This window comes from Capsulimonas sp. (assembly GCF_039929585.1).
Classification (GTDB): Bacteria; Armatimonadota; Armatimonadia; order Armatimonadales; family Capsulimonadaceae; genus Capsulimonas.
This window is the reverse complement of record NZ_JBDSQY010000357.1, coordinates 1-12,306: the sequence shown is the minus strand read 5'-3', so window position 1 is coordinate 12,306 and position 12,306 is coordinate 1. Positions and strand designations below refer to the sequence as shown.

Below are 12,306 nucleotides of genomic sequence, written 5' to 3'. Positions count from 1 at the left end.
GGCAGACCCTGCGTTCCGTGCGGCTGAGAAAAAAAGCATACAAGACGCCTTAGGCCGCAACGTGGACCTGTTTAAAACCCTGGACATCACCTCCCCCGCCTCCCCCGCCGCCGCAGCCGGCCACGAGCAGAGTCGAACCCAGGATCGCGGTGCACAGCACCGTAACGATCATCGAAATCCGGCCGTTGATTTTCAACTCTTCCTCCGAGGGTGACGCATTAGCGCCCAAATCATTTCATGAAGCAGCGAACTGCCTAATAGTCATACAATAAGTCAGGGAGTTTGTCAAGGAAATATTGGAAAATACTAATAAACGCTTTGCCGCACAATAAATATAATCTTCCGCATTCAACGATGAGGCCTACCCAACCGGCGGCGCGGGCGGCGCGAGTAACGGCTTCTTGGGCGTCGGCTGGGCCGGGCAGGTTTATCCCTATGTGAAGAGCGCCGGGGTTTATGCGTGTCCGGACGATTCGACGAAGTCCGTTCCCGAAGCAAACGCGACGGCGGTCCCGGTTTCCTATTCGGTCAACCTGGACATTACCCGAACGGATGGAAACGTGAAGGGAAGCATCCCAGCATTGGCCGCTCCCGCAAAGACGATCTTGTTGTGCGAAGCTTACAGCACCATTGCCGTCATCACGGATCCCTACGAGACCACCACCAACCCCAACCATTACCATTCTTCGGCGACCAACGGACCTGGCAACACGCAAGGGACAAATATCGTCGACGGGCTGGCGACAGGATGCCTCGGCGGCGACCCCGGAACCTGCCCCGGCCCGAACGCATACGGCTGGGTTCATTACAACACGGCGCGGCATACGGACGGCTCAAACTTCCTGCTCGCCGACGGTCACGCCAAATGGTTCCGCGGAGCGTCGGTTTCTAAGGGCGACGACGCTTCCGGAGCCGCCTGTAACCAGGATAATAATCCCGCCATCGCAGGCTGCACGGGGGGGAGCAACACGGCGGCCGGAACGGATAACAGCGTCTTCGCCGTCACCTTCAGCACCCGATAGTAACGGATCCAAGTAGAATCACCACCAGACCGATCGCACGTGATCGCGCTTGATCGATCTGGTGGACGGCAATGGATCGACCGGCGCACGAGACGCTTGTCGAAGCCATTAAGCCTCCTCCCACTTAATTCCCATTATGGACAAGTTTCTTACCATTATCACCATGGCGATAATCCCCAGCTCCTCCTATAATACAAACAAAGACGGCCTGAAGACCATTGAATCCCACTCTATGCAATACTGGTATTGTCATTGGCGGCGTCTGTAAAATCAACCGATAAAGACCGATGGATACAATCTCATCTCGCTACAGACAGTCGAATAGTTCGCCGAACAATGTGAACGCGCTTCTGCTCGATTACATTCAGTCCGGCCGCTACCGGCGTGGAGACAGGCTGCCTTCCATACGCGTATTATCGGAAGAGCTGAATGTCGCCCAAGAAGCGATCCGCGCGGCGATCGCGGAGATGACCCTGGAAGGGTTTCTCGATCGACGCCCCCACTGCCGCGCCGTCGTGGGCGAAGCCAAGGCGCCGCCGAACGGATCAGAGACACTCTCCATGGCGCCCGCTTGGGATCCCGCGCGCGTCATTGCTCTGGTCATGTGGCGCTGGGACGCCGGGGAACTCGCGAGAAGCGCACAGCGGCGCGTGTTCTTAGGAATGGATGAGGCCCTCCAGGGATCGGGGCGGCATGGGATCTGTATTGACATCGGGCACAATTTGGAGCCAGGGCCGAAAAGTCCAGAGAGTGAAGAAGATCATCTCCGTTACGCCTTCCGTCAGGGCTTTGGCGGCGTCGTCTATTATCCTCAGAACTGCCGCATCCCCCAATGGATTTCGGAGACGCCGAAGCATATGCCGCTTGTCCTGCTGAACCGAACGACGCCTGGCGTACAGTCCGATTTCATAGGGTCTGATTTCCGGGAAGCGACGCGTCAAGCCGCATGGCGTCTTATTCATCAGGGGCACCAGCGTATCGCCTTTGTCACGAGCGGAGAGTACACGCACACCGAGCAGGAACGGATTCGAGGATACCGTCAAGCGCTCCTGGAGGCGTTTTCCACGGAAGCGTATGAAATGGTCCTCTCGCCTCCTCCCAACTATGCGAACGTATGGGCAATGCTTGATGCGACGGTGCGACAGCCTTTGGGGCGACGCCCCACGGCGATGATCTGCGCCGGCGGTCAGGAAGCGGACCGTGTCGCCCGCCATCTTGCGATGCTTGGCCTCCAAGCGCCCCAGGACGTTTCCCTGATCGCCCTCGACGACATTCTGCAAACGCTGCCCAATGGGGTCGGGCTGACCACCGTGGCCCAATCCTTCGAAGAAATCGGCAGAGCGGCGGCGAAGCTGATCCTTCGCCGCCACGAGCACCCCACGATTGCCCTGACGCATGTGGTGCTGCCCACAAGGCTGATCGAGCGCGACAGCATCCGATGTGTCTCCGAAGATGCACTCTTGACCCACGCACGCTAGCAAGCCGCCATAGACGCACATCGCTCCTCGTTCTCTCTCATTCTGCCGCCACATACAAGTTTTTCGCCAATTTCGCCATGGATGGATCGTTTAAAATCACTTATAATACAAGTCAAGGAGACTTGAGAGTGTCTAAAATTTCCACGTCTTTATCGCTGGCGATACTGATTTCCTGCCTGCCATCCGCCTCCATCGCCGCAGAGCCGCCGTCTGCGATGACTTTCGACCGTCTGACCTGCGAACATCTCGACAATCCCCAGGGGATTGATGTGACGGCGCCGCGCCTGGGCTGGCGGGATGTTTCCAAGGAAAAAGGATATCTCCAGGCAAGCTACCGGATCATTGTCGCCTCGTCGCCCACGCTGCTCAAAGCAGAAAAAGGCGATCTCTGGGACAGCGGCAAAGTCGATTCTTCCAATAGCACGCTGATCTCCTACGGCGGCGCCGCGCTGAAGTCGCGCGACCATTGCTGGTGGGCGGTTCAGGTCTGGGATACGCAGGGGCGGCTCTCGGGCTGGAGCAAGTCGGCGACGTTCAGCATGGGTCTGCTCTCGCCGAAGGACTGGACGGCGTCCTGGATCGGCAAAGACTTCCAGGCGTCTCATCCAGAGGTGGCTCTGCTTTCCAAAGCCCGATGGATCTGGCTTCCGAACGCGACGCAGCCCAGCTCCGCCGCGCCGATCGGACTCGCGTACTTTCGCTTCTCCGCTAATCTGCCGGCTGGAAAATCAGTCAAACGGGCCACATTTGTGGGAACGGGAGACAACGCCTTCACGCTGTATGTCAACGGCAAGGAAGCGGGCAAGAGCGACGATTGGCGTCAGCCGCAGATGATCGACGTGGCTCCTCTCCTTCACGACGGCGCGAACGTACTGGCCGTGCAGGCGCGCAACAATCCCGGTGAAAATCCTGGCGACACGAACCCAACTCCGGCAGGTTTCCTCGGCGCGCTGAAGATCGAATATGTCGATGGCGAGACAACCCTCTTTCAGACCGGCTCGGAGTGGAAGTCTTCGGAAACGGCCGGCGCAGGCTGGAACGCGAACGGTTTCGAAGACGGCGCCTGGAAACCGGCGATGGATCTTGGCGCATACGGCATGCAGCCGTGGGGAGATTTTTCTTCCGCCGGGGATTCGCGTTACCCACTGCTGCCCGCCGAATATCTGCGGCGTGAGTTTACGGCGAGCAAAAAGATCGTCCGCGCCACGGCGTATGTGTGCGGCCTGGGCCTCTTCCAGCTATTCGTGAACGGCAAACCCGCCACGGATCATATGATGGACCCCGTACTTTCCGATTTTGAAAAGGCAGACTACTATGTGACTACGGATGTCACGCACCTCATGCGAAATGGCGCGAACGCCATCGGCGTCGTGATCGGCAACGGCCGCTACCATACTCCCCGGATGGTCGAACCCTATAGCTCGCAAAACTTCGGCGCGCCGCGCGTTTTGGCGCAGATTGAAATTACCTATTCCGACGGCTCCCAGCAAACGATCAATAGCGATCAAACCTGGAAGATGACCGATCAGGGGCCGATCCGCTCCAACAACGAGTACGACGGCGAGATCTACGACGCGCGCATGGAGCTTCCCGGATGGGCGGAGCCAGGTTACACCGCATCCTCCACGATCTGGACGGCGCCCGACATCATGCCCGCCCCCGGCGGAATTCTTGTCGCGCAAATGATCGAGCCAATGCGTGTGACACGCATCGTCAAGCCCATCAAGATCACCTCGCCCAAGCCCGGCGTGTACGTCCTGGACATGGGCGCGACTTTCTACGGAAACATCCGGCTGAAGGCGCGCGGCAAACGCGGCGACACCGTACAGATCACCAGTGCTTACGCCCTGAATACCGATGGGACGCTCAAGACCGCCGACAACCGCTCCGCGCTCTCCACCGATCGCTATACGTTTGCAGGAGACGGCATGGAGACATGGAACCCAGTCTTCCGAGGACAGGGGCTCCGGCGCTTCCAGGTGATGGGCTTTCACGGAACGCCCAAACTCGAAAACTTCGAGGGCCTGGACATCCACACCGACGTGCGGCCAGTCGGAAGCTTCTCCTGCTCCAATGACACGGTCAACAAGATTCACACCGCCATGGTGACGGGAATGAAGATGTTCCTGCGCGGCGCGCCGCTCGATCCCGACCGGGACGAACGGATGCCCTGGGAGGGCGATCCGGCCAAGGACAGCGAAAGCGACGCCTATAACTTCGATGTCGCCGCTTTCTACACAAAGTGGATGCAAGACATTCGGCGATCACAGCGCGAGGACGGAAGCCTTCCGTCGGTCTCCATGTACTGGAAACTGGGGAACGGCCTGGAGTGGCCGAGCGTCTACTCGATCATTCCTGACTGGTACACCGGATTTTACGGCGATACGGGCCTCCAGCAGGACCATTATGAGGCGCTCAAACGGTGGGTCCTCGCGATGCAGCGCATTCATGCGCTTCCCGATGGAACCACCCAGGGCGTCGACTGGGGCGATTGGTGCGACGGTTACACGATCGGCGGCAAGATCCCAGACAATGGCAAGACCCCGCTGGACTTAGTAGCGTCGACCTATCATTACAACAACGTGAGGATCGCGCAGCGCGCCGCCGAGCGCTTCGGCAAAACTGACGACGCACGGATGTTTCGCGAGTTGGCCGATGCCCTCGCCAAAGCCTTTCTCGCCCGATTCTACGATCCCGCAACATCCACCTATACCAGCGGAACACAATGCTCTTACGTGCTGCCGCTGGCCTTCGGCTTGACTCCATCCGACCCGACGGAGCGTCAGAAGATCGTGGATAACCTCGCCAACGATATTCTCGTCACGCACGACGGGCATCTCACCGTTGGCTTGATCGGCAACCAGTGGCTGATGCAGGTGCTCACGGATTATGGCCGAGCCGATGTTGCCTGGAAATTGGCGACACAGACGACCCGCCCCAGCTGGGGTTACATGGTCAAAAGCGGCTCGAACACCATTTGGGAGCGATGGGACTACGACACACGCGATCCCGGCATGAACAGCGAAGCCCTATTGATCCAGGCGGGCAACGTGGACGCCTGGTTCTACCAAACACTTGGGGGTATCCACTATGATCCGAAGCAGCCCGGCTTTTCACACATTGTGATCAAGCCGCAAATGCTGGGCGATCTCCAATGGGTCAAGTGCTCCTTCGATTCGCCAAAGGGCATGATCGTATCCAATTGGACACGAGAGGGACGGAACGTCACCATGAACGTGACGATCCCGGCGAACACCACGGCGACCGTCACGACTCCCGACGGCGTTTCACGGGAAATGGCCTCGGGCAGCTGGGTGCTGAAGTCGCAGACGAAGTAACAGTTTCTTGAATCCAGAGCGCAATACTTGCCAGAAGAGACAAGTATTGCGCCATTTTTACCATGTACGGAAAGCTGTTAACGCATTATAATACAAATGATCTTTCATACGATCATTGCAATCAATCGCCACAGGCAAATGGCTCCCTGTGCGCCATTTCGAAATCTTAGAGCTAACGAGGAGAACATCATGTTTACTAACAGCAGCCGTTCCCGAAACGCATTCACTTTGATTGAACTTCTAGTTGTCATCGCTATTATCGCGATTCTGGCCGCCATTCTTTTTCCTGTTTTCGCGAAAGCCCGCGAAAAGGCCCGCCAAATTTCCTGTCTGTCCAATTTGAAACAGATCGGCCTTGGCATGACGCAGTACACCCAGGACAACGACGAGAGCTTCCCCATCGGCGTCATCCCGAGTGGGTTGGGACAAGGCTGGGCGGGGACGATTTATCCTTACGTCAAGAGCACCGGCGTCTTCAAATGCCCCGATGACGATACGTCGCAGCGAACAAACGGCGCCGTCGTTTCGTATCCCGTCTCCTACGCCGCTAACCTTAACTTCCTGCGCACGGATGGCAACTCCTCCGATTCCCGCATCGGCGGTCAGGCCATCGCGGCGCTGGCGGCTCCCGCGAAGACGGTCTTGCTGTGTGAAGTCAAGGGAATCTTTGGGCCCGTCACAGACCCGACAGAATCGGGAGGCTTAGCGAATGTCGTTTCCAGCGTTACCAACGGCAATCCCGGCGCGGGACTTTATCCGTTCCGGACCGATCGTTACGCCGAGGGCGGCAATCTCATGACCGGCTGCCTGAATGGAAGCGACTGCTCGGCCGCCATCCTGAAACCTCCGTACGGAGGGGGATATGCGGCGCGGACGGGCCTCCATACGGACGGATCCAACTACCTGATGACGGACTGCCACGCCAAGTGGTATCGCGGCTCTTCAGTATCCGGCGGATATGTCGCCTCGGCCGAAGACTGCAACTACAACGGAACGCCCGCGCTCCCCGATTGCCCGTCCGTCAGCGACGGCATGGCGGCGGGAACCGCCAATAGCACATTCGCCGTGACCTTCAGCACACGGTAGCCGCAGCGCCCACTGGATTAGGATTGCCTCTCCGCATTAGGATTGCCCCTCCGCCCCAATTCTGGGGGACCTGAAAATGCCATAGTCCGAAATCGGGTTCCCCAGAATTGGGGCGGAGGGGCAATCTTCGCAGGTCCCCCAGAACTCTCATCAAAGGCGAGTCCGCCCTAATTACGGTAGCCTGGGAAGTATAATGGGATATGACCACCCATTTATCGCCCGTCACCGTCGAATCAATCGAGGAGGCGCACGCGCGGCTTCGCTCCATCGTCACGCACACGCCGCTGCAACTCAACGCGCGGCTGTCCGATCGGTTCGGCGCGCAGATTTATCTCAAGCGGGAAGATTTACAGGTCGTTCGCTCTTATAAGCTTCGCGGAGCTTATAATTTGATGAGCTTGCTGACCGCCGAGGAGCGAGGCCGGGGCGTGGTGTGCGCGAGCGCCGGTAACCACGCGCAGGGCGTGGCGTACACCTGCCGCGCTTTGGAAATCCAGGGGCGCATCTACATGCCCCAGAATACTCCCAAGCAGAAAGTGCAGCGCGTGCGCGCGCTGGGCGAGAACTGGATCAAGATCGAGCTGGTGGGCGACACCTTCGACGCCACCTACCGTCTCGCCGCCGAATATGCGCACGGCACAGACAAAGTCTTCGTCCACCCGTTCGACGACCCGCGCGTGATCTCGGGTCAGGCCACGGTGGGAGTGGAGATCTTTGAGGAGCTGGAAACGCCGCCCGATTATATCGTGACGCCCGTCGGCGGCGGCGGCCTGATCAGCGGCCTCGCGCTCTACAGCGAGCACTACTTTCCCGACACGACACTGATCGGCGTGGAGCCGGCCGGCGCCGCCTGCATGCTCGCCGCCCTGCAAGCGGGCCACCCCGTCACGCTCCCCCAGATAGACACCTTCGTGGACGGCGCCGCCGTGAAGACCGCCGGCCACCACAACTTCGAGATCTGCCGCCGTCTCCACCCGGAAATAATGACCATCGACGAGGGAAAAATCTGCACGGAGATGATCGATCTCTATCAAAACGAGGGGGTGATCGCCGAACCCGCCGGCGCCCTCAGCATCTCGGCGCTGCCCGTTCTCGGCGAGCGCCTGCGCGGCAAGACCATCGTCTGCGTTCTGAGCGGCGGCAACAACGACATCACCCGCTACCCGGAGATCATCGAGCGCAGCCTGATCGATCGCGGCCTCAAGCACTACTTCCTGATCGAGTTCTCCCAGCGCCCCGGCGCCCTGCGCCGTTATCTGGACGAAGCCCTCGGCCCCGGCGACGACATCACGCTATTCGAATATATCAAAAAAAGCAGCCGCGAATACGGCCCCGCCCTCGTCGGCATCGAGCTGACCGCCAAGGAAGACTTTACTCCCCTCCTCGCCCGCATGGACGGCATCGGCCTGCGCTACGAAATCATCGGGCGCGACAGCGCCCTGTTCCGGTTTGTGTTATAACGGCTATTGCTGGAGAGATACAGCGCTTCCCATCAAATCGGGGCCAGTAATATTTCCATGAGCATTCACTGAAATAGAAAAGCTGCCGGCGTGCGAAATTGGACGCGCCGATTTTGCGATCCCCTTGGTCATGCTCTTCACAAGTTCCGGCGTACCAGCTGGGAATTCCATCGTTTGCGGTGCGGTTCCGCGATGTGGCATTCCAGTAGCAACAATGGCGCCTGCGTGCTTGTCGATGTGCTTTATCGCTGCATCTTGCGGCAGCATTCGGCGATATGGCGTGAATCCCGCCAGTGGGCGATTAGTTTGCGATAAGTTCGGCCATAGCTCATCACAATAACCATTGGAGGATCCGTGGTGACTGATTTTCACAAACACGATATTTGTGAAGTCAACATGGTTGTTATCTTGATTATCAAAAATTGACTGCCAAGTGTTTTTTGTAACATCCCCGCCAAGCAGTATGCGACTGTCTCCGAACTCAATGAGAAACGCCGCGCTTAATTCGTTATGATCTAAGGACTCATTGAAGTTGCACAACGATCTCGGTCATCGTGGCGATCTGCTCGCCCTGAAGGGCGTTGAACTGCCGAAGCTGAACGTTCTCCTCCTGCATTTGCAGGAGGAGCTTCTCTAAAACTGCGGGAGGCACTGGCTGAATAGGACAGACGGAAGGCACACTCATATCTATGGAAACGTTTGAGAATCCAAAAAGATTCCCGATTTTGAAAATATCTTTATCACCGAGGATATTCGTCTTTCACGACAAACGAGATGGAGCAACCCTAGATTACAGGGCTGAGTAGTTACATATCTGAAAGCACGTTTGAACAGCGGCAGAAACTCAATAGAACACAAAGACGGATGTATATACTACTGAAGTTTTTTTACGTATGCAATACATTCGTATACCGTAGAAAGGCCATATCCTTTCAATGCTAGATCCAACAAGGACGAGTCCCGTCTATGAATTACGTCCAAGAATGCAAATATTAAAGTAGCTAAAGCGCCCATTAAGAACCATCGAAATGCTGTTTTTTTTGTAGTCATACTCATTCTTAATTATTGTCTTTTAATTATCATTTGTCAAGTTCACCATCGATGGCACCTATAGCTTCGCCTAATAAGACAGTTATGGCACAATATAGTCCAAGCTGTCCCATTGTTGTTATCACCATCACACATGCTAACGCTCCAAATACGGCAATCTCCGGAAACAATACGGCAAGAACTCCCAGAATTGCACCTGCGACAGCCCCATCTTTGAAAGCAACACCAACTTCGGACCAATCAATTTTATTGAAAACGTATTTTTTTGAAATTCAGACCTTCGCCAACCAATCGTAGTGTTGCTTTGAGGTCTTCGACGTTAGACTTATCAATCTTATGGCTGCCCGCCAAAGCCTCCGCCATCAGGTAAAGTGGCAAGGCTTCGAACAATGCCTTAGTTGATCCCCCAAATTGCCAAAATTGCTTTGGAGGCATTTTTTCTAAAATGTGACTCATCCCACGAAAATGATCCGCGTGTGGGTGAGTGAGAGCGATGAATTCTAATTCTGAGACGTGCAATTCCCGAAGACGGGCCAATATTTTATTTTCGTCAGGATTGCTGAGAGAGGGAGTGAAACAGTCGATAAGGCCAAACGAGCCATCCGGCAGCCCGACAATAATCGTTTCACCAATCTCTCCGCCACCAATCACTTCGATATAAAGTTCATTCGCTTTAAACGGCATGGCGCTCTGGATCGGGCAGCATCGCGGCAATCTCCCGCGCTTCTTGCCCGAGCACTTCCCATTCCGACAGTGTTAATGTTTGAGCTTTCCAGGGTGACAAAGTAAATTTCCCGCCAGATGGAGTCTGGTACACACGATAGTAAAATCGACAGTCCGCTTCAATCCCACGCTTCTGGAGAACAACGGTTTCGAAACGCACCTCCGTGGACTGTCCATATTCATCTTCAATAACGGTTGTCGAATGCCCATCCTCATCAGTGCTTTCGACAATGCCGCGATATTCAGCGACTAGATGGTTGATTATTTTTTTATGTTCGTGTAATGAGACCCTCGAACCAATCGGCGGGCGCTTAAGCTTTCTCGACACTGTTTCCGCGCGAGAAGTGAGACGTGAGGACTTAGGTGAGATAGTATGAGCGATTTCAATTCCCAAATCCGCGAACCCTTGCACGAGGTTCCTATCGACGTCTCTGACGTTCAGCCAAACACGGCTCAAGCCATGTTCACGAATTTGGTTAGCGGCGGCATCCAAACTCCAATTCTCACGGGAATATTTTCTGTCATCAATAAAATCCCCATGATGCCATACAACTCTCATTCGCACGGACTTACGAGTTTGCCGAACTGTCACAAACCCCTCGGTACTGGCGCCGCCGTAATCGATATACTTCTTGATAGCCATGAAATCAGCCTCAATGGATTTGTACTTAGCGCCGGTGCGCGAATAGACATCACAACACTTTAATTGTACGCCAATACAAGAAAAAAATTCACAGAGCGACAGCGCCCTGTTCCAGTTTGTTTTGTAAACCAAGATGCGCTTGATCGGCGTGCCCCACCTCAGGCCTGAGACCGCCCTTGCGTGATATTCCTGTACCGATCGATAAATAAATTCCGGCGCGGCAGGAACCATCTGTTCCGCGCCTCGGTTGACTCTGAGAAAGCCGAATGCGATATAAGCAGATAAGGCGTACACAAATTTTCAGGAGATATTAACTTTGTCTATCGATAGTCTATTTCAGCCATTTACGTTCAAGGGATTGACGCTTCCCAATCGCATCGTCATGGCCCCGATGACACGGACCCACTCGCCCGGCGGATACCCAACCAAAGAGGTCGCCGGTTACTACGCCCGGCGCGCTGCGAGCGAAGTCGGATTGATTATCTCGGAAGGGACGGGGATCGCGCGGCCGACTTCGGTAAATCATCTCGACATTCCCCGCTTCCATGGCGAGCGGGAGCTTGCTGGATGGAAGAAGGTGATTGATGACGTACACGCCGCCGGAGGATTGATGGCGCCGCAGCTCTGGCATGTCGGCGCGGTGCGCGCGCAGGGCAGCGACTGGCCTGCCGCGAGCGATCAAGTGAGCCCGTCGGGCCTGAACGCTCCCGGCAAGCCGCTGGGGAAGACGATGACCGAGCAGGACATCGCCGACACGATCGCCGCCTACGCGAGCGCGGCGGCGGACGCCAAGCGCCTCGGGTTCGACGCCGCCGAGCTGCATGGCGCGCACGGCTACTTGATTGACCAGTTCTTCTGGTCGGGAACGAACCAGCGTGCGGACCATTATAACGGCCCGACGATCGGTGAGCGAGCGCGCTTCGCCGCCGAGGTTATTTCGGCCGTGCGCGCGGCAGTCGGCCCGGACTTCCCGATCATCATTCGCCTGTCGCAATGGAAGCAGCAAGACTACACCGCGCGCCTCGCCAATACGCCCGCCGAGATGGAGGCGTGGCTTCAGCCTCTGGTGGACGCCGGCGCGGACATCCTGCACTGTTCACAGCGGCGCTTCTGGGAACCAGAGTTTGAGGGCTCCGACCTCAACTTCGCCGGCTGGGCCAAGAAGCTCACGGGCGTTCCCACCATCGCGGTTGGCTCGGTCGGACTGAGCGGCGATTTCATGGCTGCCTTCGGTGGCGAAACCTCGCAGCCCGCGTCGCTCGACGAACTGGCGCGCCGTCTGGATCGCGGCGACTTCGATCTGGTCGCGGTCGGCCGCGCCATCCTGCAGGACCCGCAATGGGCGAAGAAAGTGCATGAAGGACGCACCGACGAACTCATGAACTTCGAAGCCTCAGCGATGGCGACGCTGTCTTAAAGACGCGTTCGCCCCTCCGCCCCAATTCGCGTGGATGTTCGCCCCTCCGCCCCAATTCTGGGGGACCAGATTTCGGAGACTGGCATTTT

10 protein-coding genes are annotated in these 12,306 nt (G+C 56.8%); 7 read left to right on the top strand and 3 right to left on the bottom strand.

All coding sequences use genetic code 11. The annotated features are described in order from the left end of the window. The 6 genes from ABIZ35_RS27620 to ilvA all read left to right on the top strand — a co-directional run. Positions 1–214: hypothetical protein (locus tag ABIZ35_RS27620; RefSeq protein WP_348223166.1), on the top strand; the 214-nt coding region annotated here is incomplete at its 5' end. 187 nt (positions 215–401) lie between these two features. Next, positions 402–1,022, top strand: a complete 621-nt coding sequence (locus tag ABIZ35_RS27615) for an H-X9-DG-CTERM domain-containing protein (protein ID WP_348223165.1) — start codon at positions 402–404, stop codon at positions 1,020–1,022. A gap of 287 nt (positions 1,023–1,309) precedes the next feature. Further along, complete coding sequence (locus tag ABIZ35_RS27610; protein WP_348223164.1) at positions 1,310–2,500, top strand: substrate-binding domain-containing protein; 1,191 nt, start codon at positions 1,310–1,312, stop codon at positions 2,498–2,500. A 128-nt stretch (positions 2,501–2,628) separates the two neighbouring features. Further along, entirely contained in the window at positions 2,629–5,838 is a 3,210-nt protein-coding gene (locus ABIZ35_RS27605) for a family 78 glycoside hydrolase catalytic domain (protein ID WP_348223163.1), read from the top strand. Between the two features lie 189 nt (positions 5,839–6,027). Then, complete coding sequence (locus ABIZ35_RS27600) at positions 6,028–6,924, top strand: DUF1559 domain-containing protein (protein WP_348223162.1); 897 nt, start codon at positions 6,028–6,030, stop codon at positions 6,922–6,924. Between the two features lie 200 nt (positions 6,925–7,124). Next, positions 7,125–8,384 carry a threonine ammonia-lyase IlvA gene (gene ilvA, locus ABIZ35_RS27595; RefSeq protein ID WP_348223161.1) on the top strand — a complete coding sequence of 420 codons (1,260 nt, stop codon included), beginning with the start codon at positions 7,125–7,127 and terminating at the stop codon, positions 8,382–8,384. A gap of 3 nt (positions 8,385–8,387) precedes the next feature. Here the strand turns inward: ilvA and ABIZ35_RS27590 are convergent, their stop codons facing one another. The 3 genes from ABIZ35_RS27590 to ABIZ35_RS27580 all read right to left on the bottom strand — a co-directional run bounded on the left by ABIZ35_RS27590 (position 8,388) and on the right by ABIZ35_RS27580 (position 11,031). After that, positions 8,388–8,924 (bottom strand): hypothetical protein, encoded by a 537-nt coding sequence (locus tag ABIZ35_RS27590; protein WP_348223160.1) that lies wholly within the window; start codon positions 8,922–8,924, stop codon positions 8,388–8,390. 756 nt (positions 8,925–9,680) lie between these two features. Further along, positions 9,681–10,118, bottom strand: a complete 438-nt coding sequence (locus ABIZ35_RS27585) for a hypothetical protein (protein WP_348223159.1) — start codon at positions 10,116–10,118, stop codon at positions 9,681–9,683. After that, the gene (locus ABIZ35_RS27580) at positions 10,108–11,031 is read right to left on the bottom strand and encodes a hypothetical protein (RefSeq protein WP_348223158.1); all 924 of its coding nucleotides are present in this window, start codon (positions 11,029–11,031) and stop codon (positions 10,108–10,110) included. The genes ABIZ35_RS27585 and ABIZ35_RS27580 overlap by 11 nt, the downstream gene beginning before the upstream one ends. Positions 11,032–11,116: 85 nt before the next feature. On the opposite strand from ABIZ35_RS27580, the gene ABIZ35_RS27575 reads away from it, so the two are divergent. After that, positions 11,117–12,217, top strand: a complete 1,101-nt coding sequence (locus tag ABIZ35_RS27575; RefSeq protein WP_348223157.1) for an NADH:flavin oxidoreductase — start codon at positions 11,117–11,119, stop codon at positions 12,215–12,217. Positions 12,218–12,306 lie beyond the last annotated feature (89 nt).